This window comes from Geodermatophilus sp. SYSU D00814 (assembly GCF_054050055.1).
Window position 1 is genome coordinate 43302 of the sequence record NZ_JBJGYP010000014.1, and the last position, 22671, is coordinate 65972.

Below are 22671 nucleotides of genomic sequence, written 5' to 3' on the forward strand. Positions count from 1 at the left end.
TGCCGGTCAGCGCTTCGAGTACTGAGGCGCCTTGCGGGCCTTCTTCAGGCCGTACTTCTTGCGCTCCTTGACCCGCGCGTCGCGGGTGAGGAAGCCGGCCTTCTTCAGGGCGGGACGGTCCTCGGCCTCGACCTCGATGAGGGCGCGGGCGATGGCCAGGCGCAGCGCGCCGGCCTGGCCGGTGACGCCGCCGCCCTTGAGCAGGCCGACGACGTCGTACTGCTCGGCCTTCTCGAGGGTCACCAGCGGCTCGCGGACCAGCTGCTGGTGCACCTTGTTCGGGAAGTACTGCTCGAGGGTGCGGCCGTTGAGCTGGAACTGGCCGGTGCCGGGCACGAGCCGCACGCGGACGACGGCCTCCTTGCGCCGGCCGACGGTCTGGACGGGACGCCCCTCGGCGTCGGTCACGGTCGTCACGGGCGTGGTCACTGGGCCACCTGCTTGATCTCGAAGGTCTTCGGCTGCTGGGCGGCGTGCGGGTGCTCGGGGCCCGCGTACACCTTCAGCTTCTTGAGCATCTGCCGGCCGAGGCTGTTGTGCGGCAGCATGCCCTTGACGGCGCGCTCGACGACCCGGTCGGGGTGCGTGCGGATCTGGTCGCCGACGTTGATGGCCCGCAGGCCGCCCGGGTAGCCGGAGTGCCGGTAGGCGGTCTTCTGGTCCCGCTTGGAGCCGGTCAGGGCGACCTTGCCGGCGTTCACGACGACGACGAAGTCGCCGACGTCCACGTGCGGTGCGAACTGGGGCTTGTGCTTGCCGCGCAGCAGGGTCGCGATCTGGCTGGCGAGTCGACCGAGCACCACGTCGGTGGCGTCGATGACGTGCCAGACCCGGTCGACCTCGCCGGGCTTGGGTGAGTACGTGCGCACGGCGCTCGTGTCCTCCGTCGTCGTCGGGGCGGCTGGTGGGATCGCCTCACCGAGCACGGGAGACGGAGCGGCGCGCGCGCACCAGCCGGCGGCCGCGCACCAGCCGACGACGATACCAGCCGGTCCGCCGCGGCCGGCCGGCCGCCCGGGAGCCCGCGGCGGGCGGCGACCGGGCTCAGCCCACCCGGCGCAGCTGCCCGGTGGAGACGTCGTAGACGGTGCCGCAGACGTCCTTCGACAGCAGGAACGGGCTCTCCTGCAGCAGCCGGATCGACTCGCGGACGTCGTCGTCGGGGTCGCTGAAGGTGCGGGCCGGCCACGGCGGGCGGGCGCCGGTGGCCTGCTCGACGAGGTCGGCGAAGGCGGCGTCGTCGGTCTTCTGCAGCCCGCAGTCGGTGTGGTGGACCAGGACGATCTCCCGGGTCCCCAGCAGGTGCTGGGAGATCGTCAGCGAGCGGATGGTGTCGTCGGTGACCACCCCGCCGGCGTTGCGGATGACGTGCGCGTCGCCCACGTCGAGCCCCAACAGCGGGAACAGCGGCATCCGGGAGTCCATGCAGGCGACCACGGCGACCTTGCGCGCCGGCGCCACGGGCAGTTCGCCCGGGAAGCGTCGCGCCCACTCCTCGTTGGCGGCCAGCATCCGCTCGTACTCGGCCACGTCGGCACCCCTCTCGTGCAGGCACAGGAAGCTCTCCGCACGTCTGCGGCGCGCGGACCCGGGAAGAGCTTCCTATGCCGCGGACCGGCGGGCACGCGCGACCCGGGTCGACGGGCCCGCCAGCCGGGTCCGCGGCCATCGGCCAGGATGACCGGGTGCGCACGGTCGAGGAACACCAGGCGGTGGTGGCCGCCCTGCTCGCGCCCCTCGGCGAGGAGGAGGTGCCGGTGGCCGCGGCGCACCGGCGCGTGCTCGCCCGCGACGTGCCCGCCGCCGTCCCGCTGCCCGGCTTCGACAACTCGGCGATGGACGGCTACGCCGTCCGCTCGGCGGACGTCGCGGCGCTCCCCGTCCGGCTCCCCGTCGCCGACGACATCCCGGCCGGCCGCACCGGCGTGCTCCCGCTCGCCCCGGGGACCGTGCAGCGGATCATGACCGGAGGGCTGCTCCCGCCCGGCGCCGACGTCGTCGTGCCCGTCGAGCTCACCGACGCCGCCACCGACGTCGTCGAGATCCGCGACGCCCCCACCGCCGGCACCCACCTGCGCCGGGCCGGGGAGGACATCACCGCCGGCACCGTGGCGCTGGAGGCCGGGAGCCCGCTCGGCGCCGCGCAGCTCGGCCTGGCCGCCGCCGTCGGGGCGCGCACGCTGTGGGTGCGCCGCCGGCCGCGGGTGCTGGTGCTGTCCACCGGCAGCGAGCTGGTGGAGCCGGGCGAGCCGCTGCTGCCCGGGCAGGTCTACGAGTCCAACTCGCTGCTGCTGTGCGCGGCGGTCGAGGACGCCGGCGGCACCGCCCGGCGGCTGCACTTCGTCCCCGACGACGTCGACCAGTTCCTCGCCACCGTGCGCGCCGAGCTGGCCGACGCCGACCTGCTGGTCACCAGCGGCGGGGTGAGCGCCGGTGCCTACGAGGTGGTCAAGGACGCCTTCCGCACGCTGGGCACCGTCGAGTTCGTCAAGGTGGCGATGCAGCCCGGCGGGCCGCAGGGCGCGGGCACCGTCGACGGCGTCCCGGTGGTGACGCTGCCGGGGAACCCGGTGAGCTCGTTCGTGTCCTTCGAGGTCTTCGTCCGCCCCGCCCTGCGCCGGGCGCTCGGCCACGCCGCCCCCGGCCGGCTGCGGGCGCCCGCCGAGCTCACCGCGCCGCTGCGCTCCCCCGCCGGGCGGCGGCAGTTCCTGCGCGGTCGCTACGACGCCGGCCGCGTCTCCCAGGTGGGCGGGCCCGGCTCGCACCTGGTCGCCCACCTCGCCCGGGCCAACTGCCTGGTCGTCGTCCCCGAGGACGTCACCGAGCTGCCCGCGGGCGCTGCGGTCGACGTCGTCCTGATCGAAGGAGCACTGCAGTGAGCGACCGGCTGACGCACGTCGACGAGACGGGCGCCGCCCGCATGGTCGACGTCTCCGCCAAGCCCGTCACCGCCCGCGAGGCCACCGCCGCCGGGCGGGTGCTGGTCAGCCCCGAGGTGGTGGCGCTGCTGCGCGACGAGGGGGTCCCCAAGGGCGACGCGGTGGCCGTCGCGCGGATCGCCGGCATCGCCGGGGCCAAGCGGACGCCGGACCTCGTCCCGCTGTGCCACCCGATCGCGCTGCACGGCGTGACGGTGGACGTGACCGTCGCCGACGACGCCGTCGAGATCACCGCGACCGCGCGCACCGCCGACCGCACCGGCGTGGAGATGGAGGCGCTGACCTCGGTCGCCGTCGCCGGGCTCACGGTGATCGACATGGTCAAGGCCGTGGACCCGCGGGCCGCCATCACCGACGTGCGGCTGCTGGCCAAGTCCGGCGGCAGGAGCGGGGAGTGGCGGCGGTGACCCTCCCCGAGGGCGCGCGGGCCGTCGTCGTCACCGCCTCCAACCGGGCCTCGGCCGGCGTCTACGACGACCGCAGCGGGCAGGTGCTGGCCGAGGGGCTGCGCGAGCTCGGGTTCGCCGTCGAGGGGCCGCACGTGCGCCCCGACGACGTCGACGCGCTGGTCGCCGTCCTCCGCGAGGCGGTCGCGTCCGGGGCCGACGTCGTCCTCACCACCGGCGGCACCGGGCTGTCCCCCACCGACGTCACGCCCGAGGCCACCCGTGCGGTGGTCGAGCGGGACGCGCCGGGGCTGGCCGAGGCGGTGCGCCGCTACGGGGAGGGGGAGGTGCCGACGTCGGTGCTCTCCCGCGGCGTCGCCGGCACCGCGGGGCGGACGCTGATCGTCAACCTGCCCGGCTCGACCGGCGGCGTGCGCGACGGGCTGGCGGTGCTGGGGCCGCTCCTCCCCCACGTGGTGTCCCAGCTGCGCGGCGGCGACCACCCGCGGCCCTGAGCGTGTGCGCCGGCGCCGTGTTCCCGGCCCGGGAGCGCGGCGTGGGCGCACCCGCTCGGCGTCAGTCGGGCAGGACGAGGCGGTCGGAGCGGGTGTAGACGTTGCAGCCGTCGCCGCGCAGGAAGCCGACCAGCGTGATGCCCACGTCGGCGGCCAGCTCCACCGCCAGCGACGACGGCGCCGACACCGCGGCCAGCACCGGGATCCCGGCCATCGCCGCCTTCTGGGTCAGCTCGAAGCTCGCCCGCCCGCTGACCATGAGCACGTGCCCGGACAGCGGCAGCCGGCCCGCGCGCACCGCGTCGCCGACCACCTTGTCCACCGCGTTGTGCCGCCCGACGTCCTCGCGCAGCGCCACCAGCTCACCGTCGGCGGTGAACAGCCCCGCGGCGTGCAGCCCGCCGGTCCTGCTGAACACCTCCTGCGCCGCGCGCAGCCGGTCGGGCATCGCCAGCAGGGTCGCCAGCTCCAGCCGGGTGGCGTCGGCGGCGACGTCGTGGCGGGTGCGGGTGCGGATCGCGTCGATGCTCGCCTTGCCGCAGACGCCGCAGGAGCTCGAGGTGAGGAAGTTCCGGTCCAGCGCGGTGGCCGGCGCCTCGACGCCGGCGGCCAGGTCGACGTCGACGACGTTGTAGGTGTTGCGGCCCTCGTCGTCGACGGAGTTGCAGTAGCGCAACCCGGCGACGTCCTCGACTCCCCCGATGACCCCCTCGGTGGCCAGGAAGCCGTGCACCAGGTCGAAGTCCGCGCCGGGCGTGCGCATGGTGACCGCCAGCGGCGTGCCGTCCAGCCGGATCTCCAGCGGCTCCTCCGCGGCCACCGTGTCGGGCCGGGTGGTGCGCACGGGGCCCCGGATGCGCAGCACGGGGGTGCGGCTGGTGACTCGTCCCACGATCAGCGACGGTACCCAGGCCCGACCCCTACGGTCGCTCCGTGACCGCAGCGGACCCGCTCCCGCCCTACGCGGCGGTGGTGCTCGCCGGCGGCCGCGCGGCCCGGCTCGGCGGCCGGGCCAAGCCGCAGCTGCTGGTCGGCGGCCGCACGATGCTGGCCGCCGTGCTCGACGCCGTCGCCGACGCCGGCCCGCGGGTCGTCGTCGGCCCGCCGCAGCCGGTGCCCGACGACGTCGTCGTGGTGCGCGAGCAGCCGCCCGGCGGCGGCCCGGTCGCCGCGATGCGCACCGGCGTCGCCGCCGTCGACACCGACGTGGTCGCGGTCCTCGCCGGCGACCTGCCGTTCGTGACCCCCGCGCTGGTCCGGGAGCTGCGCGGGCTGCTCACCGGCGACGGCGTCCTCGTCGTCGACGACGCCGGCCGCGACCAGTACCTGCTGGGGATCTGGCGGACGGCGGCGCTGCGGCGCGCCCTCGCCGGCGCGCGCGGTCCCGTGCCGGTGCGCCGGGTGCTGGCCGCGCTGTCGGTCACCCGTCACCGGCCCGGCCGGCGGCCCGGCACGCCGCCGCCGTGGACCGACTGCGACACCCCCGCCGACCTCGCCCGTGCCCGCGCGGCCGCCGGCGAACTGGGCTGGGGGTGACCGCGCCCGCCGGAGGGTGGTAGGACGGCGCCATGCGCGTCGCCATCGCCGGTGCCCACGGACAGGTCGCCCGCCGCCTCGGCCGGCTGCTGAGCGGCCGCGGGGACACCGTGGTCGGGATCGTCCGCAACCCCGACCACGCCGCCGACCTGGAGTCCGACGGCGTCACGCCGGCCGTCCTGGACCTCGAGTCCGCCTCGGTCGACGAGGTCGCCGAGGCCGTGCGGGGAGCCGACGCCGTCGTCTTCGCCGCGGGCGCCGGCCCGGGCAGCGGCGCGGCCCGCAAGCACACCGTCGACCACGCCGCCGCGGTGCTGCTCGCCGACGCCGCCGAGCGCGCCGGCGTCCGCCGCTACCTGCTGGTGTCCTCGATGGGCGTCGAGCAGGCCCGGCAGGGGACGCCGAAGGGCATGGACCCCGTCTTCGCCACCTACCTGCAGGCCAAGCTGCGCGCCGAGGACGTGATCCTCCCGCGCACCGCGCTGGACACGGTGATCCTGCGGCCGGGACGGCTCACCGACGACCCCGGCACCGGGCGGGTCACCCTCGACCACGGCGTCGAGCCCGGCGACGTCCCGCGCGACGACGTCGCCGCCGTCCTGGTCGCACTGCTCGACTCCGGGAAGGCCGACGAGGTGGTCGAGCTCGTCGGCGGCTCGACGCCGATCGAGGAGGCCGTCGCGGCGCTGCCGTGACTCAGCTGCGCAGCGCGCGGGTGACCTGCACGCGGGCCGCCAGGTCGGCGTCGGCCGGGTAGTCGACGCGCAGCAGCGTCAGCCCGCCGGGCGGGGCGACGGCGACCTCGTCGGCGCGCCGGGCCCGGGTCAGCAGGGCGGCCGGCCACCCGGGCTCGCGGCGGCCCTCACCGACGGCGAGCAGCGCCCCCACGAGGCTGCGCACCATCGAGTGGCAGAAGGCGTCGGCGGAGGCCTCGACGGTCACCACGTCGCCGTCGCGGGCCACGCCCAGCGCCAGGAGCGTGCGGATGGTGGTCGCGCCCTCGCGGCGACGGCAGAACGCGGCGAAGTCGTGCCGGCCGAGCAGCAGCTCGGCGGCCGCGTCCATGGCACCGGCGTCGAGGCGCCGCGGCCAGCCCACCGTGTCGGCCCGGCGCAGCGGCGACGGGCCGCCGTCGGCGTCGGTGAGGCGGTAGGCGTAGTGCCGGGCCAGCGCGGCGAAGCGGGCGTCGAAGCCCGGCGGCGCCTCGGTGACGGCGCGGACGGCGACGTCGGGCGGCAGGACGCCGCGCAGCCGGCGGACCAGGCGCCCGGCCTGCGCGACCCACGCGTCCCGCGGCACGTCGGCGTGGGCGACCTGCCCGGTCGCGTGCACGCCGGTGTCGGTGCGGCCGGCGACGGTCAGGTGCACCGGCGTGCGCAGCACCGTCGTCAGGCCGGCCTCGAGCTCGGCCTGCACGGTGCGCCGCCCGGGCTGGCGGGCCCAGCCGGAGAAGCCGGTGCCGTCGTAGGCGAGGTCGAGGCGGAGACGGACGAGCCCGCCACCGGTGTCGGTGGCGGGCTCGTCCGTCGGGTGGTGGCTGCTCAGCGAGCGCTCACCGGGGGTCGGGCGCGGACTCGCCGCCCGGCGAGAGCGTGCCGGAGGTGGCCGCGTCGCCCAGCTCGGCGGCCTCGATCTCCGCGGCGGCCGCGCGGGCCACGTCCGGCGGCAGCGTCGGGTCGTCGACGACCGCGGCGTTCTCCCGCTGCGGCTCCGGCCGGACGTCGCTGTCGTCCTGGCGGTCGCCGTCGGGGCTGAACACGTCGGTGACGACCTGCTGCGCCTCGGGGTCGACCTCGCCGGCGGTCACGGCCGGGGAGGTGTCGCCCCCGGGGCCGGTGGTCTCGCCGGCGAACGTCGCGCCCTGGTCACCGCCGCTGGCGGGGACGCCGACGGCGCCGGCGTTGCCGCCCTCGCCGGGGCGCTCCGCGCTGGTCACCGGGTGCCGCCGGGGGCCGCGCCGTCGCCCGGGGTCTCGGCGTCGCCGGGAGTCTCGGCGTCGGCGGCGACGGTCTCGGTGGCGTCGGCGGTGGCCGCGTCGTCGGCGTCGGTGGCCTCGGCCCCGCCCTCGGCGGCAGCCACGGCCTCGTTCTCCGACGCGAGGGTGTCCGACTCCTCGGTGGTGTCCGCGTCGGCGCTCGGGGTGTCGGCGTCGGCGGCCTCGATGGCGTCGGCGGTGACCTCACCGGAGGCCGACGCCGCGCCGGCACCGGAGGCGAAGCGGGTGCCGCGGGCGCGCTCGGCCTCGCCGACGGCCTGCTGCGCGACGGTCAGCGCCTCGACCAGCTCGATGACGGCCATGGGCGCGTTGTCGCCCTTGCGCGGGCCGACCTTGGTGATGCGGGTGTAGCCGCCCGGCCGGTTCTCGAAGCGGGGGCCGATCTCGGCGAACAGGTGGTGGACGACGTCCTTGTCCCGGATGACCGTCATGACCTGACGGCGGGCGTGCAGGTCACCGCGCTTGGCGAAGGTCACCAGCTTCTCGGCGAACGGACGCAGCCGCTTGGCCTTGGCCTCGGTGGTGGTGATCCGCCCGTGCTCGAACAGCGAGGTGGCCAGGTTGGCCAGCATCAGCCGCTCGTGCGAGGGGGACCCGCCGAGACGGGGGCCCTTGGTGGGGGTGGGCATGTCGGTCCTTCCTCAGGCGGCCGGGCGGGCGCTGCCGGCTGCGTCCAGGTGCTGCTGTGCGTTCGTGCTCGGTGTGGCGGGGCCCGGTGTGGTGGCCGGGGAGCCCTCGGCCGGGCGGTGGGGTACCCCGCCGCCCGGCCGGTGCAGCGTCAGAGCTGCTCGGTCTCCTGGTAGGAGCCGTCGTCGTACTGGACCTGCCCGTACTCGGTGCCGTACTCGCCGGTGCCGTGGTAGGCGTCGGTCTCGTAGCCCTCGTCGTAGCTCTCGACGGAGGTCGGGATGAACCCGGGCGGGCTGTCCTTGAGCGCGAGGCCCATGGCCGCCAGCTTCATCTTGACCTCGTCGATCGACTTGGCCCCGAAGTTGCGGATGTCGAGCAGGTCGGCCTCGGAGCGGGTGACGAGCTCGCCGACGGTGTGCACGCCCTCGCGCTTGAGGCAGTTGTAGGACCGGACGGTGAGGTCCATGTCCTCGATCGGCATCGAGAAGTTGGCGATGTCGGCGGCCTCGGCCGGGCTGGGGCCGACCTCGATGCCCTCGGCGTCGACGTTCAGCTCGCGCAGCAGGCCGAACAGCTCGACCAGCGTGGAGCCGGCGGAGGCGATGGCGTCGCGCGGGGCGATCGACGGCTTGGTCTCGACGTCGACGACGAGGCGGTCGAAGTCGGTGCGCTGCTCGACGCGGGTGGCCTCGACGGCGTAGGTGACCTTGAGGACCGGCGAGTAGATCGAGTCGACCGGGATGCGGCCGATCTCCTGGCCGGGCTGCTTGTTCTGCGGGGCGGGCACGTAGCCGCGGCCGCGCTCGACGACGAGCTCGATCTCCAGCCGGCCCTTGCCGTTGAGGGTGGCGATGTGCAGGTCGGGGTTGTGCACCTCGACACCGGCCGGGGGCGCGATGTCGGCGGCGGTGACCTCACCGGGGCCCTGCTTGCGCAGGTACATGGTCACCGGCTCGTCGGAGTCGGAGCTGACGACCAGGCCCTTGAGGTTGAGGATGATCTCGGTGACGTCCTCCTTGACCCCGGGCACGGTCGTGAACTCGTGCAGGGTGCCCTCGATCCGGATGCTGGTCACGGCAGCACCGGGGATCGACGACAGGAGGGTGCGGCGCAGGGAGTTGCCGAGGGTGTAGCCGAAGCCGGGCTCCAGCGGCTCGATGACGAACCGCGAGCGCTGCTCGGTGAGGGTCTCCTCGGTCAGCGTGGGTCGCTGTGCGATGAGCACGGTGGATCTCCTTCACTGTCCTCCGGCGCCCGCCATATGACGCCGTGAGGGGGGTGGTGCAGGCCCCGGCGGACATCGGTCCGCCCGCCGGGGCCGGGTGGTGCTGTCGTGCTGGTGGTGCTGCGAGCCCTTACTTGGAGTAGAGCTCGACGATCAGCTGCTCCTGGACCGGGGTGTCGATCACCTGGCGGGCCGGGACGCTGTGGACGACGGCGCGCAGCTGGCCGCTGATGACCTCCAGCCACGGCGGCACGGGCCGCTCGCCGGCGCGGGCCTGGGCGATCTCGAAGGGCACCATCCGCCGCGACTTCTCGGCGACCTCGATGATGTCGTTCGCGCTCACCCGGTAGGACGGGATGTCGACCTTGCGGCCGTTGACCCGGATGTGGCCGTGCTTGACCAGCTGGCGGGCCATGTCGCGGCTCTCGCCCCAGCCGGCCCGGTACACGACGTTGTCCAGGCGGGACTCGAGGATCTGCAGCAGGACCTCACCGGTCTTGCCGGTCTTGCGGTTGGCCTCCTCGTAGTAGCCGCGGAACTGCTTCTCGAGGACGCCGTAGATGCGGCGGGCCTTCTGCTTCTCGCGCAGCTGCAGGAGGTACTCGCTGTCCTTGCTGCGGCCCCGGCCGTGCTCGCCCGGCGGGTAGGGCCGGATCTCGATCGGGCACTTCGGGGACTCGCACTTGCTGCCCTTGAGGAACAGCTTCATCTTCTCGCGCCGGCACATCCGGCAGTCGGCTCCGGCGTAACGGGCCACGTCAGGTACTCCTCGTTCGTCTCGTCAGTGGCCGGTCAGACCCGGCGGCGCTTCTTGGGGCGGCAGCCGTTGTGCGGCTGCGGGGTCACGTCCTGGATCTGCCCGACCTCGAGGCCGGTGGCCTGCAGCGAGCGGATCGCCGTCTCACGGCCGGAGCCGGGGCCCTTCACGAAGACGTCGACCTTGCGCATGCCGTGCTCCTGGGCCTTGCGCGCGGCGTTCTCGGCGGCCATCTGGGCGGCGAACGGCGTCGACTTGCGCGAGCCCTTGAAGCCCACGTGGCCGGCGGAGGCCCAGCTGATCACGTTGCCGGTCGGGTCGGTGATCGACACGATCGTGTTGTTGAACGTGCTCTTGATGTGCGCGGCGCCGTGGGCGACGTTCTTCTTCTCCTTGCGGCGGACCTTCTTGGCGCCGGCCGCGGCACGAGCCCTGGGAGGCATCTCTCTCCGGTTTCCTTCTGATCAGTGGCCAGGTGCAGCACGTCGCGCGCCGTCGCTCCCGCCCTCACGGGTCGCTGCGACGGCGCGCTGACGGCCTTACTTCTTGCCGGCCTTCTTCTTGCCGGCGATGGTCTTGCGCGGGCCCTTGCTCGAGCGCGCGTTGGTGCGGGTGCGCTGACCGTGCACCGGCAGGCCGCGGCGGTGCCGCAGACCCTGGTAGGCGCCGATCTCGATCTTGCGGCGGATGTCCGCGGCCACCTCGCGGCGGAGGTCACCCTCGACGCGGAAGTGCTCGTCGATGTAGTCGCGCAGCTTCAGCAGGTCCTCGTCGCCGAGGTCCTTGACGCGCAGGTCCGGGCTGACACCGGTCGCCGCCAGGGTCTCCTTGGCGTGCGCCTTGCCGATCCCGTAGATGTAGGTGAGCGCGATCTCCATCCGCTTCTCGCGGGGCAGGTCGACGCCGGCCAGTCGTGCCATGTCTCAGGTACTCCCTCAGCCCTGCCGCTGCTTGTGGCGGGCGTTGTCGCAGATGACCATGACCCGGCCGTGCCGGCGGATCACCTTGCACTTGTCGCAGATCTTCTTCACCGACGGCTGGACCTTCACCTGTGCCGCCCCTCATTCCTGTCGATCGATGGCCGCCCGCACGGCACCGGGAGGTGCCCCGCGTCGGCGGCGGTCACTTGTAGCGGTAGACGATGCGACCGCGTGTCAGGTCGTAGGGCGAGAGCTCCACGACGACGCGGTCCTCCGGCAGGATGCGGATGTAGTGCTGGCGCATCTTGCCGCTGATGTGGGCGAGCACCCGGTGCCCGTTCTGCAGCTCGACCCGGAACATCGCGTTGGGCAGCGGCTCGACGACGCGACCCTCGACCTCGATGGCCCCGTCCTTCTTCGCCATGCCCGACACGGCCTCCCTGACTCGGTGGTGCTGGTGGTGTGGTGCTGGAGTCGCGTGCGACCATGCCGGGGCCGGCAGGTCGCGCGCGGTGGTTGCAGACCAGGTGGTGCAGACGCTCTCGCGAGGGCGCCCCGCGCCGTGCGGCCACAGCACGACGACAGAGCGGCGCGAACGCCGTCGTTCACTGTACCCCGCTGCGACGGACCGCTCCAACCCGGCCTCGGTCACAGCGGAGACCCGGCGGAGGGTCCTCCCTCAGGTGCGGGGCGTGATCCCGAAGGGGGCCAGCCCCGCGACGCCGCCGTCCTCCGCCGTCAGGACCCAGGGCCCCTCGGGGGTGATGGCGACGGTGTGCTCGAAGTGCGCGGCCCGCGACCCGTCCTTGGTGACCACGGTCCAGCCGTCGTCGAGCTCGACGGTGGCGGGGTCGCCCACGGTCACCATCGGCTCGATGGCCAGCGCCAGGCCCGGCACCAGCCGGGGACCGCGACCGGGCCGGCCGTAGTTGAGGACGTGCGGGTCCTGGTGCATCTCGGTGCCGATCCCGTGGCCGCCGTAGTGGTCGACGATGCCGTAGGGGTGCGACTCCGCGGTGATCGCCTGCTCGACGGCGGCGCTGATGTCGGTGAGCCGGCCGCCGGCGACCGCCCGGGCCAGCCCCGCCCACATGCTCCGCTCGGTGACGGCGATGAGCGCGGCGTCCTCGGTCGACGGCGGGCCGACCGTCACGGTGACGGCGGAGTCCCCGTGCCAGCCGTCGAGGATGGCACCGCAGTCGATGGAGATGTTGTCGCCCTCGGCGAGCACCCGCCCCGGGTCCGGGATGCCGTGCACGACCTCGTCGTTGATCGAGGCGCAGATGCTGCCGGTGAAGCCGTGGTAGCCCAGGAACGAGGGAACCGCCCCGGCCGACCGGATGGTGTCTTCGGCGATGGCGTCGAGCTCACCGGTGGTCACGCCCGGCCGGACGGCGGCGCGCACGGCGCCGATCGCCCTCGCGACGACGAGGCCGGCGCCGCGCATGAGCTCGATCTCCTGCGGCGTCTTGATCTGGATCATGCGTCCACTCCACTTCGCCAGCAGCGGGAGGCGGGTCAGGATCCCGGCCGACATGCGCGGCGCCGCCCCTCAGCTGTGGTCAGACCGTCCGGGCTGCCCGAGTGCGGTCATCACGCGCGCGGTGACCTCCTCGATGGTGCCGATCGCGTCGATGCGCGACAGCAGCCCCTCGCCGTCGTAGAACCCCGACAGCGGTGCGGTCTGTTCCCGGTAGACCTCCAGCCGGTGCCGGACGGTCTCGGGCCGGTCGTCGTCGCGCTGCACCCACTCCCCGCCGACGAGCATCCGCCGGCCGGAGAGCCGGCGCACCAGCTCCTCCTCCTCGACGACGAGCTCGATCACGCGGTCGAGGTGGTGGCCGAGCTCGTCGAGCGAGCCGCGCAGCTGCTCGGCCTGGGCGATGGTGCGGGGGAAGCCGTCGAGCAGGAAGCCCGCCTTGGCGTCGGGCTCGGCCAGCCGGTCCTTGACCATGGCGACGGTGATCTCGTCGGGGACGAGGTCGCCGGCGTCCATGTAGACCTTGGCCTCGAGCCCCAGCTCCGTCTGGCCGCTGACGTTGGCGCGGAAGATGTCGCCGGTGGAGATCGCCGGCACGCCGAGCTCGCCGGCGATGATCTGCGCCTGGGTCCCCTTGCCGGCTCCCGGAGGGCCGAGCAGCACGATGCGCACTACTTCAGGAACCCTTCGTAGTTGCGCTGGTTGAGCTGCGTCTCGATCTGCTTGACCGTCTCCAAGCCCACTCCCACCATGATCAGCACTGCCGTCCCGCCGAACGGGAAGTTCTGGTTCGCCCCCTGCTGGGTGATCGACAGGAAGAAGTTGGGCAGCACCGCGACGATACCGAGGTAGATCGACCCGGGCAGGGTGATCCGGGACAGCACGTACTGCAGGTACTCGGCCGTGGGTCGGCCGGGGCGGATGCCGGGGATGAAGCCGCCGTAGCGCTTCATGTCGTCGGCCCGCTCCTCGGGGTTGAAGGTGATCGACACGTAGAAGTACGTGAAGAACACGATCAGGCCGAAGTACAGGGCCACGTGCACCGCGTTGCTCTGGTCGATGACGTAGTTCTCGAAGAACTGGCGCACCGGGCCGGTCTCGTCGCCCTGCAGCTGGGTGATCAGCTGCGGCAGGTAGAGCAGCGACGAGGCGAAGATGACCGGGATGACGCCGGCCTGGTTGACCTTCAGCGGCAGGTAGGTCGACGTCCCGCCGTACATCCGGCGGCCGACCATGCGCTTGGCGTACTGGACCGGGATGCGCCGTTGCGCCTGTTCGACGTAGACCACCGCGCCGATGATCAGCAGCGCGAACGCGCAGACGACGGCGAAGACGACGCCGCCGCGGGTCTGCAGGATCGAACCGCCCTCGGCCGGGATGCGCGCGGCGATCGAGGTGAAGATCAGCACGGACATGCCGTTGCCGATCCCCTTCTCGGTGAGCAGCTCGCCGAGCCACATGATCACGGCGGTACCGGCGGTCAGCGTGATGACCAGGACGACCGTCGTCCAGACGCTCTCCGACGGGATGATGTCCTGCTGGCAGCCCGGGAAGAGCTGGCCGCTGCGGGCCAGGGCGATGATGCCGGTGCTCTGCAGCACCGCCAGGGCGATCGTGAGGTAGCGGGTGTACTGGGTCAGCTTCTGCTGCCCCGACTGCCCTTCCTTCTTCAGCTGCTCGAACCGCGGGATGACCACCACCAGCAGCTGCACGATGATGCTGGCGGTGATGTACGGCATGATCCCGAGCGCGAAGATCGACAGCCGCAGCAGCGCCCCACCGGAGAACAGGTTCACCAGCGAGTAGACGTCGCGCTGACTGCCGGCCTGCGCCTGCTCGAGACAGCTGTTGATCGCCTCCACCGAGACGCCCGGCCCCGGGACGGCGGCACCGAGCCGGTACACGGCGATGATCGCCAGGGAGAACAGCAACTTTCGCCGGAGGTCTGGCGTCCGGAACGCCGCGGCGAACGCCTGCAGCACGTGCCCTCCCCTTATCGGTCGGACGAGGTTAGCAACGACGGAGGGCCGCCCTGCGCCCCACCACGCGGGAGTCCGCGGCGGGGGCGCTGCAGCGAGGCGGCGGCCGGCCCGTCGGGAGGACGGGCGGGGAACAGCAGACGACCCCCGGGGCTGGTGGTGCGGCCCCGGGGGTCGTCCGTCGTTCAGATGCGGGTGGTGCTGCCCCCGGCGGCGGCGATCTTCTCCGCGGCGGAGGCGGAGAAGGCGTGCGCGTGCACGGTGACCTGGACGCCGCCCAGCTCACCGGTGCCGAGGACCTTCACCGGCCGGCCGCGGCGGACCGCGCCGGCGTCGGCGAGCGTGTCGGGGTCGACGTGCCCGCCCTGGGGGAACAGGGCCGCGATCCGGTCGAGGTTGACGACCTGGAACACGACCTTGTTCGGGTTCTTGAAGCCGGACATCTTGGGCAGCCGCATGTGCAGCGGCGTCTGACCGCCCTCGAAGCGCGCGGAGGTGTTGCCGCGCGCGCCGGTGCCCTTGGTGCCGCGACCGGCGGTCTTGCCCTTGGAGCCCTCACCACGGCCGACGCGCGTCTTGGGGGTGTGGGCGCCCGGGGCCGGACGCAGGTGGTGGATCTTGATGGTCATGAGGGGTCCCTGCTCAGATCTCTTCGACGGCGACGAGGTGCGTCACCGCGGCGACCATCCCGCGGATCTCGGGACGGTCCTCCTGCACGACCGTGTCGTTGATCCGCTTGAGGCCCAGCGAGCGCAGCGTCTGCCGCTGGTTGGGCTTCGTGCCGATCGCCGACCGGACCTGGGTGACCTTCAGCTGCGCCATGTCAGACCCCCTGACCGGCACGCGCCCGCAGCATGGCGGCCGGGGCGACGTCCTCGAGGGGCAGCCCGCGACGGGCAGCGATCTCCTCGGGGCGGACGAGGTCCTTCAGCGCCTGCATGGTGGCGTGCACGATGTTGATCGGGTTCGACGAGCCGAGGCTCTTGGACAGCACGTCGTGGATGCCGGCGCACTCCAGGACGGCGCGCACCGGACCACCGGCGATGACACCGGTACCGGGGCTGGCCGGCTTGAGCAGCACGACGCCGGCCGCCGCCTCACCCTGCACCGGGTGCGGGATGGTGCTGGCGATGCGCGGCACCTTGTAGAAGTGCTTCTTGGCCTCCTCGACGCCCTTGGCGATCGCCGCGGGCACCTCCTTGGCCTTGCCGTAGCCGACACCCACGGTGCCGTCGCCGTCGCCGACGATCACCAGCGCGGTGAAGCTGAAGCGCCGGCCGCCCTTGACGACCTTCGAGACGCGGTTGATGGCCACCACGCGCTCGATGTAGTTGCTCTTCTCGGCGGGTGCGCCACCGGGCCCCCGCCCGCCGTCACGACGGTCGCGGCGGTCGTTGCCGCCGCCGGCGCCGCCGCCGCGTCGCTGTGGTCCTGGCATCAGACGTCCCTCTCGATCTGCTCGTCGGCCGGGGCACCGGCCGCCTTCGGGGTCAGGCTCTTCATCAGAAGTCCAGCCCGCCCTCACGTGCGCCGTCGGCCAGCGCGGCGATGCGGCCCTGGTAGCGGTTGCCGCCGCGGTCGAAGACGACCTTGGTGATGCCCGCGGCCTGGGCGCGCTCGGCGACCAGGGCGCCGACCCGGCGGGCCAGGGCGGACTTGTCGCCCTCGGCGCCGCGGAGGCCGGCGTCCAGCGTCGAGGCACTCACCAGGGTACGGCCGACGGTGTCGTCGACGACCTGGACGTGGATGTGCCGCGAGCTGCGGTTGACCACCATGCGCGGCCGCTCGGCGGTGCCGCCGACCCGCTTGCGCAGCCGGTTGTGGCGGCGCAGCCGCGAGACGCGGCGGCGCGTGCTGATGTCGGTGCCGACGGGCGCGTGCGCCCGGGCCACCTTCGCCCCGCTCTGTGAACTGGTCTGTGCCATCACTTACCCGTCTTCCCGACCTTGCGCTTGACGACCTCGCCCTGGTAGCGGACGCCCTTGCCCTTGTACGGGTCAGGCCGGCGCAGCTTGCGGATGTTGGCGGCCACCTGGCCGACCTGCTGCTTGTCGATGCCGGTGACGCGCAGGCGCGTGGGCGACTCGACCGTGAAGCTGATGCCCTCCGGGGCCCGCACGGGGACCGGGTGGCTGTAGCCGAGGGCGAACTCGAGGTCGGTCCCCCGGGCCTGCACGCGGTAGCCCACGCCGACGATCTCGAGGGTCTTGGTGTAGCCCTCGGTGACACCGGTGATCATGTTGGCGATCAGGGTGCGGGACAGGCCGTGCAGGGCCTTGCTCTCGCGCTGGTCGTCGGGGCGGGTGACGGCCAGGACGCCGTCCTCGCCGCGGGCGACGGTGATCGGCGCGGCGACGGTGTGGGACAGGGTGCCCTTGGGGCCCGTGACGTTGACCGTCTGCCCGTCGATGGCGACGTCCACGCCGCTCGGCACCGGAATCGGCAGTCGTCCGATCCGTGACATCTCGCTCGCTCCTCTTACCAGACGTAGGCGAGGACTTCCCCGCCCACGCCCTTCTTGGTCGCCTGCCGGTCGGTCAGCAGCCCGGTGGAGGTGGAGATGATGGCCACCCCGAGGCCGCCGAGCACCTTCGGCAGGGCGTTCGACTTCGCGTAGACCCGCAGGCCCGGCTTGGACACCCGGCGCACGCCGGCGATGCTGCGCTCGCGGTTGGGGCCGTACTTCAGGTCGACCACCAGCTCCTTGCGGGTGGTGCCGTCCTGCTCGACCTCGTCGACGCGCCAGCCGGCGATGTAGCCCTCCTGCTGGAGGATCTCGGCGATGTGCGTCTTGAGCTTCGACGAGGGCATGCGCGCCGAGTCGTGGTAGGCCGTGTTCGCGTTGCGCAGCCGCGTGAGCATGTCCGCGATCGGGTCGGTCATCGTCATGGGTGTCGTGCCTCTCTCGCCGCGGTTCCGCACGCGTCCCTCGCGTGGGCCTCTCGGCGATCCATAAGTGGTGACGTGCTGGAACGGCCCCGCTGCAGGGTCCCGCGCCGAGCGTGCGAGGCGTGGGGGCAGCGGGGTCCTTCACCAACTCGACTTGCTCACACCCGGCAGCTCGCCGGCGTGGGCCATCTCCCGCAGGCAGATCCGGCACAGGCCGAACTTGCGGAAGACCGAGTGCGGACGACCGCACCGCTGGCAGCGGGTGTAACCGCGGACCGCGAACTTGGGCTTGCGGGCCGCCTTGTTGATCAGCGCCTTCTTGGCCATCTGTCTGTCTCCTCGGCCCGGCTCAGCGGATGGTGGTGACGACGGGCTGGCCGGCGAACGGGAAGCCCAGGAGGCGCAGCAGCTCGCGACCCTCCTCGTCGTTGGTCGCGGTGGTGACCAGCGTGATGTCCATGCCCCGCGGACGGTCGATCTTGTCGACGTCGATCTCGCGGAACATCGACTGCTCGGTCAGCCCGAAGGTGTAGTTGCCGTGCCCGTCGAACTGCTTGGCGTTCAGGCCGCGGAAGTCGCGGATGCGGGGCAGGGCCAGCGCCAGGAGCCGGTCGAGGAACTCCCACATGCGGTCGCCGCGGAGGGTGACCTTGGCACCGATGGGCATGCCCTCGCGCAGCTTGAACTGGGCGATCGACTTGCGGGCGCGGACCACGGCCGGCCGCTGGCCGGTGATGGCGGTCAGGTCGCGCACCGCGCCGTCCATGAGCTTGGCGTCGCGGGTGGCCTCGCCGACGCCCATGTTGACGACGATCTTCGTCAGCCGCGGGATCTGCATGACGTTCTCGTAGCCGTACTCCTGCTGGAGGGCCGGCACGATCGACTCGCGGTAGTGCGCCAGCAGGCGCGGGAGCTCGCGGGTGGGTGCAGTCATCGTCAGAGGTCCTTACCGGTCCGCCGCGACACCCGGATGGTGCGGCCGTCCTCGTCCTTGCGGTGGCCGACCCGGGTCGGCGTCCCCTCGGAGTCGATCACCATCACGTTGCTCACGTGGATGGGAGCCTCCTGGGTCACGATCCCGCCCTGCTGGGCGCCCCGCTGGTTGGAGCTGATGCGGGTGTGCTTCTTGATGCGGCCGACGCCCTCGACGAGGACCTTCTGCAGCTGGGGGTAGGCGGCGATGACCCGGCCCCGCGCGCCCTTGTCCTTGCCGGCCAGGACGACGACCGTGTCGCCCTTCTTGACCTTCATGGAGGGGGCCTTCTTCTTGGTGTCGGTCTTCTTGGTGGCGGCCATGGTCAGAGCACCTCCGGGGCCAGCGAGATGATCCGCATGAAGCGCTTGTCGCGCAGCTCGCGGCCCACGGGGCCGAAGATGCGGGTCCCGCGCGGGTCGCCGCTGTCGCGGATGATCACCGCGGCGTTCTCGTCGAAGCGGATGTAGGAGCCGTCGGGACGCCGACGCTCCTTGGCGGTGCGGACCACGACGGCCTTGACGACGTCGCCGCGCTTGACGCCGGCACCCGGCAGCGCGTCCTTGACGGTCGCCACGATGACGTCACCGATGCCCGCGTAGCGTCGCCCGGAGCCGCCGAGCACCCGGATGCAGAGGATCTCCTTCGCACCCGTGTTGTCGGCGACCCGCAGCCGCGACTCCTGCTGGATCACGTGCTACTCCCAATCTCGGTGGTGACAGCCGGGCCGGAACGGTGAACCGGCTGTCCGGTTCCCACGTGCGGACGCACCGGCAGCGGATGGCTGCCGGTGCGTCCGACACGGGTACCGGGATGTGGCGCTCACCCGGAGGGGCGCCAGTCGTCCAGGGTACCCGGTCCCCGGACGTCCCACGAGGGGCCGTCCGTCACAGGACAGGGACGCCCGGACCCCTTACTTCGCCTTCTCGACGACCTCGACCAGTCGCCACCGCTTGGTGGCCGACAGCGGCCGGGTCTCCATGATCTGCACGCGGTCGCCGATGCCGGCGATCCCCTGCTCGTCGTGGGCCTTCAGCTTGCTGGTCCGGCGGATGACCTTGCCGTAGAGGCCGTGCTTCACGCGGTCCTCGACCTCGACGACGATGGTCTTGTCCATCTTGTCGCTGACCACGAGGCCCTCGCGGACCTTGCGGTACCCGCGGCCGGCCAGGCCGGGACCGCTGGCGACGGCGGTGTTGTCGGGCTCGCTCATGCCACACCCTCGTTCGGGGCGGCCGAGAGACCCAGCTCGCGCTCGCGCATGATCGTGTAGATCCGGGCGATGTCGCGGCGGACGGTCTGCAGCCGCCGGTTGTTGTCCAGCTGGCCGGTGGCCACCTGGAACCTCAGGTTGAACAGCTCTTCCTTGTGCTCACGCAGCCGCGTGGCGAGCTCGTCGGCCGAGAGCTCGCGCAGCTCCGGAGCGGTCAGACCGGCAGCCATCACACCTCTCCTTCACGCGTGATGAAGCGGCACTTCATGGGCAGCTTGTGGATGGCGCGGCGCATGGCCTCGCGGGCCACCGGCTCGGCCACACCGGAGAGCTCGAAGAGCACCCGGCCGGGCTTCACGTTGGCGACCCACCACTCGGGCGAGCCCTTGCCGGAACCCATGCGGGTCTCGGCCGGCTTCTTGGTGAGCGGACGGTCCGGGTAGATCGAGATCCACACCTTGCCGCCACGGCGGATGTGCCGCGTCATGGCGATACGGGCCGACTCGATCTGCCGGTTCGTGACGTACGCCGGCTCGAGGGCCTGGATGGCGTACTCGCCGAAGTTGATCTGGGTGCCGCCCTTGGCCCGGCCGGTGCGGTCGGGGTGGTGCTGCTTGCGGTGCTTGACGCGCCGGGGGATCAGCACGTGTCAGCCCTCCGTCTGGGTGTCGGTGGCGGTCGCCTCGGCCGCCGCGGTGCCCTCGGGACCCGCGACCTCGGCAACGGTCGTCTCGGGCGCGACCTCGCCGGAGGTCACGGCCACGGTGCTGTCGGCGGTGTCCGGACCGGTCGCCGGCGCCCCGGAGGACTCGGCCGCGGCGCGGCCGGCCTCGGTGCCACCGGCGGTCGTGCCGCTGGAGCCCGACCGGCGGGGGCGCTGCGGGCGCTCGCGGCGCTGCTGCCGCGCGGCCAGGGCCTCGAGGGCCTCGCGCTCGGCACGCGAGCCGCTGACGTCGCCCTTGTAGATCCACACCTTGACGCCGATGCGGCCGAAGGTGGTGCGGGCCTCGTACAGGCCGTAGTCGATGTTCGCGCGCAGGGTGTGCAGCGGCACGCGCCCCTCGCGGTAGAACTCCGACCGGCTCATCTCGGTGCCGCCGAGGCGCCCGGAGCACTGCACCCGGATGCCCTTGACCTGCGGGCTGCGCTGGGCCGACTGCATGGCCTTGCGCATCGCGCGGCGGAAGCTCACCCGGCTCGACAGCTGCTCGGCCACGGCCTGCGCCACCAGCTGGGCGTCGGCCTCGGGGTTCTTCACCTCGAGGATGTTGAGCTGCACCTGCTTGCCGGTCAGCTTCTCCAGCTCGCCGCGGATGCGGTCGGCCTCCGCGCCGCGGCGGCCGATGACGATGCCCGGCCGGGCGGTGTGGATGTCGACGCGGACCCGGTCACGGGTGCGCTCGATCTCCACCTTCGAGATGCCGGCGCGCTCCATGCCCTTGGTCATGAGCTTGCGGATGGCCACGTCTTCCTTGACGTAGTCCTTGTAGAGCTTGTCGGCGTACCACCGGGACTTGTAGTCGGTGGTGATGCCCAGGCGGAACCCGTGCGGGTTGACCTTCTGACCCACTAGCGGGTCCCTCCCCTCGTGTTGGCGCGCTGCTGCGTGCCCTGCTGCTGGCCGGTCTGCTGCACGGCGGGGCCGGACTGGCCGGTGCGGCGGCGGGCGGTGCGGGACTTGCCGGCGAGCTCGGCGCTGGAGCCGACCTCGCTCACCTCGACGGTGATGTGGCTGGTCCGCTTGTTGATGCGGTAGGCCCGGCCCTGCGCCCGCGGACGGATCCGCTTGAGCGTGGGGCCCTCGTCGACGAACGCGGCGCTGACGACGAGCGCGGCCGGGTCCAGCCGCAGGTTGTGCTCGGCGTTGGCGACGGCACTGGCGACGACCTTGGCCACCGGCTCGCTGGCGGACTGCGGGGCGAACCGCAGCAGCGCCAGGGCCTCGTCGGTGGGCAGGTAGCGGATGAGGTCCACCACCCGGCGTGCCTTCATCGGGGTGACGCGGACGAAGCGGGCGGTGGCCCGCGCGACCTGCGTCTCCTCTCCCAGCTGGGAAGTCATCTCGTGTCTCTCTCTCCCGGGACCGTGCTCAGCCCCGCCGGGACCGGCGGTCGTCCTTCACGTGGCCCCGGAAGGTCCGGGTGGGGGCGAACTCGCCGAGCTTGTGCCCGACCATCGCCTCGGTCACGAACACCGGCACGTGCTTGCGCCCGTCGTGCACGGCGATGGTGTGGCCGAGCATGTCGGGGATGATCGTCGAGCGCCGCGACCAGGTCCGGATGACCGTCTTGGTGCCCTTCTCGTTCTGCGCGTCCACCTTCTTGAGCAGGTGGTCGTCGACGAACGGGCCCTTCTTCAGGCTGCGTGGCATGTCTGTCGGACTCCTCTACCCGCTCAGCGCTTCTTGTTGGTGCGGCGACGGCGCACGATCAGGGCGTCGCTGGCCTTGCGCTTGCGCGTGCGGCCCTCGGGCTTGCCCTTCGGGTTCACCGGGTGGCGACCACCGGAGGTCTTGCCCTCACCACCACCGTGCGGGTGGTCCACGGGGTTCATGGCGACACCGCGGACGGTCGGGCGCTTGCCCTTCCACCGCATGCGGCCGGCCTTGCCCCAGTTGATGTTCGACTGCTCGGCGTTGCCCACCTCGCCGACGGTGGCGCGGCAGCGCACGTCGACGTTGCGGATCTCGCCCGACGGCATGCGCAGCTGGGCGAAACGGCCCTCACGGGCGACCAGCTGGACGCTGGTGCCGGCCGAGCGGGCGATCTTGGCGCCGCCACCGGGACGCAGCTCGATGGCGTGCACCACCGTGCCGACCGGGATGTTGCGCAGCGGCAGGTTGTTGCCGGGCTTGATGTCGGCCGAGGGGCCGCACTCCACCGTGTCGCCCTGCTTGAGCCGCGCCGGCGCGATGATGTAGCGCTTCTCGCCGTCGGCGAAGTGCAGGAGCGCGATCCGCGAGGTGCGGTTCGGGTCGTACTCGATGTGCGCGACCTTGGCCGGCACGCCGTCCTTGTCCGCCCGGCGGAAGTCGATCAGGCGGTAGGCGCGCTTGTGGCCGCCGCCCTGGTGGCGAGCGGTCACCTTCCCGTGGACGTTGCGCCCACCGCGGCCGTGCAGCGGCCGGACCAGCGACTTCTCGGGATGGTCGCGGGTGACCTCGGCGAAGTCGGCGACGCTGGAGCCGCGGCGGCCCGGCGTCGTCGGCTTGTACTTGCGGATAGCCATTGCTG

At 72.8% G+C, this 22671-nt stretch carries 38 protein-coding genes; 5 read left to right on the top strand and 33 right to left on the bottom strand.

Going from position 1 to position 22671, the window contains the following annotated elements:
- Positions 1 to 6: 6 nt before the first annotated feature.
- The 3 genes from rpsI to ACI780_RS12585 form a co-directional block, all read right to left on the bottom strand.
- Positions 7 to 429 (bottom strand): 30S ribosomal protein S9, encoded by a 423-nt coding sequence (rpsI, locus tag ACI780_RS12575; RefSeq protein WP_456869205.1) that lies wholly within the window; start codon positions 427 to 429, stop codon positions 7 to 9.
- The gene (gene rplM, locus ACI780_RS12580) at positions 426 to 869 is read right to left on the bottom strand and encodes a 50S ribosomal protein L13 (protein ID WP_456869206.1); all 444 of its coding nucleotides are present in this window, start codon (positions 867 to 869) and stop codon (positions 426 to 428) included. The genes rpsI and rplM overlap by 4 nt, the downstream gene beginning before the upstream one ends.
- 175 nt (positions 870 to 1044) lie before the next feature.
- Positions 1045 to 1530 (bottom strand): beta-class carbonic anhydrase, encoded by a 486-nt coding sequence (locus tag ACI780_RS12585; protein ID WP_456869207.1) that lies wholly within the window; start codon positions 1528 to 1530, stop codon positions 1045 to 1047.
- Positions 1531 to 1685: 155 nt separating this feature from the next.
- Here ACI780_RS12585 and moeA point away from each other — a divergent pair, with 155 nt between their 5' ends.
- From moeA to ACI780_RS12600, 3 genes are read left to right on the top strand one after another with little or no spacing between them, the layout of a single operon-like run.
- Entirely contained in the window at positions 1686 to 2879 is a 1194-nt protein-coding gene (gene moeA, locus ACI780_RS12590; protein WP_457003277.1) for a molybdopterin molybdotransferase MoeA, read from the top strand.
- A complete protein-coding gene (gene moaC, locus ACI780_RS12595) occupies positions 2876 to 3346 on the top strand; it encodes a cyclic pyranopterin monophosphate synthase MoaC (protein ID WP_457003279.1) in 471 nt (156 codons plus the stop codon). Before moeA ends, moaC begins: the two co-directional genes overlap by 4 nt.
- The gene (locus ACI780_RS12600) at positions 3343 to 3840 is read left to right on the top strand and encodes a MogA/MoaB family molybdenum cofactor biosynthesis protein (protein ID WP_457003281.1); all 498 of its coding nucleotides are present in this window, start codon (positions 3343 to 3345) and stop codon (positions 3838 to 3840) included. The genes moaC and ACI780_RS12600 overlap by 4 nt, the downstream gene beginning before the upstream one ends.
- Before the next feature lie 61 nt (positions 3841 to 3901).
- Here ACI780_RS12600 and fdhD read toward each other — a convergent pair whose 3' ends face one another.
- Positions 3902 to 4732 (bottom strand): formate dehydrogenase accessory sulfurtransferase FdhD, encoded by an 831-nt coding sequence (gene fdhD / locus ACI780_RS12605; protein ID WP_456869211.1) that lies wholly within the window; start codon positions 4730 to 4732, stop codon positions 3902 to 3904.
- Positions 4733 to 4773: 41 nt separating this feature from the next.
- On the opposite strand from fdhD, the gene mobA reads away from it, so the two are divergent.
- Together mobA and ACI780_RS12615 are read left to right on the top strand one after the other, a co-directional pair.
- Positions 4774 to 5376: a molybdenum cofactor guanylyltransferase gene (gene mobA, locus ACI780_RS12610; RefSeq protein WP_456869212.1), complete on the top strand. Its 603-nt coding sequence runs from the start codon at positions 4774 to 4776 to the stop codon at positions 5374 to 5376.
- 32 nt (positions 5377 to 5408) lie between these two features.
- The gene (locus ACI780_RS12615) at positions 5409 to 6071 is read left to right on the top strand and encodes an NAD(P)-binding oxidoreductase (protein WP_457003284.1); all 663 of its coding nucleotides are present in this window, start codon (positions 5409 to 5411) and stop codon (positions 6069 to 6071) included.
- Position 6072: 1 nt separating this feature from the next.
- Here ACI780_RS12615 and truA read toward each other — a convergent pair whose 3' ends face one another.
- The 29 genes from truA to rplB form a co-directional block, all read right to left on the bottom strand.
- Positions 6073 to 6921, bottom strand: a complete 849-nt coding sequence (gene truA / locus ACI780_RS12620; protein WP_457003352.1) for a tRNA pseudouridine(38-40) synthase TruA — start codon at positions 6919 to 6921, stop codon at positions 6073 to 6075.
- Between the two features lie 7 nt (positions 6922 to 6928).
- The gene (locus tag ACI780_RS12625) at positions 6929 to 7312 is read right to left on the bottom strand and encodes a hypothetical protein (protein WP_456869214.1); all 384 of its coding nucleotides are present in this window, start codon (positions 7310 to 7312) and stop codon (positions 6929 to 6931) included.
- Positions 7309 to 8001 carry a 50S ribosomal protein L17 gene (gene rplQ / locus ACI780_RS12630; RefSeq protein WP_456869215.1) on the bottom strand — a complete coding sequence of 231 codons (693 nt, stop codon included), beginning with the start codon at positions 7999 to 8001 and terminating at the stop codon, positions 7309 to 7311. Before rplQ ends, ACI780_RS12625 begins: the two co-directional genes overlap by 4 nt.
- A gap of 149 nt (positions 8002 to 8150) precedes the next feature.
- Positions 8151 to 9227 carry a DNA-directed RNA polymerase subunit alpha gene (locus ACI780_RS12635; RefSeq protein ID WP_456874286.1) on the bottom strand — a complete coding sequence of 359 codons (1077 nt, stop codon included), beginning with the start codon at positions 9225 to 9227 and terminating at the stop codon, positions 8151 to 8153.
- Between the two features lie 130 nt (positions 9228 to 9357).
- Positions 9358 to 9984, bottom strand: coding sequence for a 30S ribosomal protein S4 (gene rpsD, locus ACI780_RS12640; RefSeq protein ID WP_089402122.1), 627 nt, complete (start codon positions 9982 to 9984; stop codon positions 9358 to 9360).
- Between the two features lie 35 nt (positions 9985 to 10019).
- A complete protein-coding gene (gene rpsK / locus ACI780_RS12645; protein WP_012950456.1) occupies positions 10020 to 10427 on the bottom strand; it encodes a 30S ribosomal protein S11 in 408 nt (135 codons plus the stop codon).
- Positions 10428 to 10523: 96 nt separating this feature from the next.
- Positions 10524 to 10904, bottom strand: coding sequence for a 30S ribosomal protein S13 (rpsM, locus tag ACI780_RS12650; RefSeq protein ID WP_089402121.1), 381 nt, complete (start codon positions 10902 to 10904; stop codon positions 10524 to 10526).
- Between the two features lie 15 nt (positions 10905 to 10919).
- Positions 10920 to 11033 (bottom strand): 50S ribosomal protein L36, encoded by a 114-nt coding sequence (rpmJ, locus tag ACI780_RS12655; protein WP_012950458.1) that lies wholly within the window; start codon positions 11031 to 11033, stop codon positions 10920 to 10922.
- Positions 11034 to 11106: 73 nt separating this feature from the next.
- Positions 11107 to 11328 (bottom strand): translation initiation factor IF-1, encoded by a 222-nt coding sequence (gene infA, locus ACI780_RS12660; protein ID WP_012950459.1) that lies wholly within the window; start codon positions 11326 to 11328, stop codon positions 11107 to 11109.
- A gap of 255 nt (positions 11329 to 11583) precedes the next feature.
- Positions 11584 to 12387, bottom strand: a complete 804-nt coding sequence (gene map, locus ACI780_RS12665) for a type I methionyl aminopeptidase (RefSeq protein ID WP_457003287.1) — start codon at positions 12385 to 12387, stop codon at positions 11584 to 11586.
- A 69-nt stretch (positions 12388 to 12456) separates the two neighbouring features.
- Entirely contained in the window at positions 12457 to 13056 is a 600-nt protein-coding gene (locus ACI780_RS12670) for an adenylate kinase (protein WP_456869218.1), read from the bottom strand.
- Positions 13056 to 14366, bottom strand: a complete 1311-nt coding sequence (gene secY / locus ACI780_RS12675) for a preprotein translocase subunit SecY (protein ID WP_456869219.1) — start codon at positions 14364 to 14366, stop codon at positions 13056 to 13058. The genes ACI780_RS12670 and secY overlap by 1 nt, the downstream gene beginning before the upstream one ends.
- A 182-nt stretch (positions 14367 to 14548) precedes the next feature.
- The gene (gene rplO / locus ACI780_RS12680; RefSeq protein WP_456869220.1) at positions 14549 to 14992 is read right to left on the bottom strand and encodes a 50S ribosomal protein L15; all 444 of its coding nucleotides are present in this window, start codon (positions 14990 to 14992) and stop codon (positions 14549 to 14551) included.
- A 13-nt stretch (positions 14993 to 15005) separates the two neighbouring features.
- Positions 15006 to 15185, bottom strand: a complete 180-nt coding sequence (rpmD, locus tag ACI780_RS12685; RefSeq protein ID WP_089402117.1) for a 50S ribosomal protein L30 — start codon at positions 15183 to 15185, stop codon at positions 15006 to 15008.
- 1 nt (position 15186) lies between these two features.
- On the bottom strand, positions 15187 to 15801 hold the full coding sequence (gene rpsE, locus ACI780_RS12690) for a 30S ribosomal protein S5 (protein WP_026857030.1): 615 nt from the start codon (positions 15799 to 15801) through the stop codon (positions 15187 to 15189).
- A 64-nt stretch (positions 15802 to 15865) separates the two neighbouring features.
- Positions 15866 to 16288: a 50S ribosomal protein L18 gene (rplR, locus tag ACI780_RS12695; protein ID WP_457003290.1), complete on the bottom strand. Its 423-nt coding sequence runs from the start codon at positions 16286 to 16288 to the stop codon at positions 15866 to 15868.
- Entirely contained in the window at positions 16288 to 16827 is a 540-nt protein-coding gene (gene rplF / locus ACI780_RS12700; RefSeq protein WP_456869222.1) for a 50S ribosomal protein L6, read from the bottom strand. The genes rplR and rplF overlap by 1 nt, the downstream gene beginning before the upstream one ends.
- Positions 16828 to 16841: 14 nt before the next feature.
- On the bottom strand, positions 16842 to 17246 hold the full coding sequence (rpsH, locus tag ACI780_RS12705) for a 30S ribosomal protein S8 (RefSeq protein WP_456869223.1): 405 nt from the start codon (positions 17244 to 17246) through the stop codon (positions 16842 to 16844).
- Positions 17247 to 17393: 147 nt separating this feature from the next.
- Entirely contained in the window at positions 17394 to 17579 is a 186-nt protein-coding gene (locus ACI780_RS12710; protein WP_012950469.1) for a type Z 30S ribosomal protein S14, read from the bottom strand.
- 22 nt (positions 17580 to 17601) lie between these two features.
- Positions 17602 to 18186: a 50S ribosomal protein L5 gene (rplE, locus tag ACI780_RS12715; RefSeq protein ID WP_456869224.1), complete on the bottom strand. Its 585-nt coding sequence runs from the start codon at positions 18184 to 18186 to the stop codon at positions 17602 to 17604.
- Between the two features lie 2 nt (positions 18187 to 18188).
- Positions 18189 to 18548, bottom strand: a complete 360-nt coding sequence (gene rplX, locus ACI780_RS12720) for a 50S ribosomal protein L24 (protein WP_425432444.1) — start codon at positions 18546 to 18548, stop codon at positions 18189 to 18191.
- A 2-nt stretch (positions 18549 to 18550) separates the two neighbouring features.
- On the bottom strand, positions 18551 to 18919 hold the full coding sequence (rplN, locus tag ACI780_RS12725; RefSeq protein ID WP_072919076.1) for a 50S ribosomal protein L14: 369 nt from the start codon (positions 18917 to 18919) through the stop codon (positions 18551 to 18553).
- A 219-nt stretch (positions 18920 to 19138) separates the two neighbouring features.
- Positions 19139 to 19438 (bottom strand): 30S ribosomal protein S17, encoded by a 300-nt coding sequence (rpsQ, locus tag ACI780_RS12730; RefSeq protein WP_456869225.1) that lies wholly within the window; start codon positions 19436 to 19438, stop codon positions 19139 to 19141.
- Complete coding sequence (gene rpmC / locus ACI780_RS12735) at positions 19435 to 19668, bottom strand: 50S ribosomal protein L29 (RefSeq protein WP_073421354.1); 234 nt, start codon at positions 19666 to 19668, stop codon at positions 19435 to 19437. Before rpmC ends, rpsQ begins: the two co-directional genes overlap by 4 nt.
- Positions 19668 to 20084 (bottom strand): 50S ribosomal protein L16, encoded by a 417-nt coding sequence (rplP, locus tag ACI780_RS12740; RefSeq protein WP_456869226.1) that lies wholly within the window; start codon positions 20082 to 20084, stop codon positions 19668 to 19670. The genes rpmC and rplP overlap by 1 nt, the downstream gene beginning before the upstream one ends.
- 3 nt (positions 20085 to 20087) lie before the next feature.
- Positions 20088 to 21008 carry a 30S ribosomal protein S3 gene (gene rpsC / locus ACI780_RS12745; RefSeq protein WP_456869227.1) on the bottom strand — a complete coding sequence of 307 codons (921 nt, stop codon included), beginning with the start codon at positions 21006 to 21008 and terminating at the stop codon, positions 20088 to 20090.
- Positions 21008 to 21499, bottom strand: coding sequence for a 50S ribosomal protein L22 (gene rplV, locus ACI780_RS12750; protein ID WP_089402110.1), 492 nt, complete (start codon positions 21497 to 21499; stop codon positions 21008 to 21010). The genes rpsC and rplV overlap by 1 nt, the downstream gene beginning before the upstream one ends.
- Positions 21500 to 21527: 28 nt before the next feature.
- The gene (rpsS, locus tag ACI780_RS12755) at positions 21528 to 21809 is read right to left on the bottom strand and encodes a 30S ribosomal protein S19 (RefSeq protein WP_089402109.1); all 282 of its coding nucleotides are present in this window, start codon (positions 21807 to 21809) and stop codon (positions 21528 to 21530) included.
- A gap of 23 nt (positions 21810 to 21832) precedes the next feature.
- Positions 21833 to 22666, bottom strand: a complete 834-nt coding sequence (gene rplB / locus ACI780_RS12760; RefSeq protein WP_089402108.1) for a 50S ribosomal protein L2 — start codon at positions 22664 to 22666, stop codon at positions 21833 to 21835.
- Between the last annotated feature and the right edge of the window lie 5 nt (positions 22667 to 22671).

Excerpts from the sequence above, each read along its gene's own strand:
- rplR (WP_457003290.1), bottom strand. The coding sequence starts at position 16,288 with ATGGCACAGACCAGTTCACAGAGCGGGGCGAAGGTGGCCCGGGCGCAC.
- rplQ (WP_456869215.1), bottom strand. The coding sequence starts at position 8,001 with ATGCCCACCCCCACCAAGGGCCCCCGTCTCGGCGGGTCCCCCTCGCAC.
- rpsS (WP_089402109.1), bottom strand. The coding sequence starts at position 21,809 with ATGCCACGCAGCCTGAAGAAGGGCCCGTTCGTCGACGACCACCTGCTC.
- rplB (WP_089402108.1), bottom strand. The coding sequence starts at position 22,666 with ATGGCTATCCGCAAGTACAAGCCGACGACGCCGGGCCGCCGCGGCTCC.
- rplF (WP_456869222.1), bottom strand. The coding sequence starts at position 16,827 with ATGTCACGGATCGGACGACTGCCGATTCCGGTGCCGAGCGGCGTGGAC.
- rpsQ (WP_456869225.1), bottom strand. The coding sequence starts at position 19,438 with ATGAGCGAGCCCGACAACACCGCCGTCGCCAGCGGTCCCGGCCTGGCC.
- rpsM (WP_089402121.1), bottom strand. The coding sequence starts at position 10,904 with ATGGCACGACTGGCCGGCGTCGACCTGCCCCGCGAGAAGCGGATGGAG.
- rpmD (WP_089402117.1), bottom strand. The coding sequence starts at position 15,185 with ATGGCGCAGCTGAAGGTCACCCAGGTCCGGTCGGCGATCGGCACGAAG.
- ACI780_RS12615 (WP_457003284.1), top strand. The coding sequence starts at position 5,409 with ATGCGCGTCGCCATCGCCGGTGCCCACGGACAGGTCGCCCGCCGCCTC.
- rplX (WP_425432444.1), bottom strand. The coding sequence starts at position 18,548 with ATGGCCGCCACCAAGAAGACCGACACCAAGAAGAAGGCCCCCTCCATG.
- rpsK (WP_012950456.1), bottom strand. The coding sequence starts at position 10,427 with ATGCCTCCCAGGGCTCGTGCCGCGGCCGGCGCCAAGAAGGTCCGCCGC.
- ACI780_RS12710 (WP_012950469.1), bottom strand. The coding sequence starts at position 17,579 with ATGGCCAAGAAGGCGCTGATCAACAAGGCGGCCCGCAAGCCCAAGTTC.
- rplV (WP_089402110.1), bottom strand. The coding sequence starts at position 21,499 with ATGACTTCCCAGCTGGGAGAGGAGACGCAGGTCGCGCGGGCCACCGCC.
- rplO (WP_456869220.1), bottom strand. The coding sequence starts at position 14,992 with ATGACCATCAAGATCCACCACCTGCGTCCGGCCCCGGGCGCCCACACC.
- infA (WP_012950459.1), bottom strand. The coding sequence starts at position 11,328 with ATGGCGAAGAAGGACGGGGCCATCGAGGTCGAGGGTCGCGTCGTCGAG.
- rpsH (WP_456869223.1), bottom strand. The coding sequence starts at position 17,246 with ATGACCGACCCGATCGCGGACATGCTCACGCGGCTGCGCAACGCGAAC.
- rpsE (WP_026857030.1), bottom strand. The coding sequence starts at position 15,801 with ATGCCAGGACCACAGCGACGCGGCGGCGGCGCCGGCGGCGGCAACGAC.
- map (WP_457003287.1), bottom strand. The coding sequence starts at position 12,387 with ATGATCCAGATCAAGACGCCGCAGGAGATCGAGCTCATGCGCGGCGCC.
- rpmC (WP_073421354.1), bottom strand. The coding sequence starts at position 19,668 with ATGGCTGCCGGTCTGACCGCTCCGGAGCTGCGCGAGCTCTCGGCCGAC.
- rplE (WP_456869224.1), bottom strand. The coding sequence starts at position 18,186 with ATGACTGCACCCACCCGCGAGCTCCCGCGCCTGCTGGCGCACTACCGC.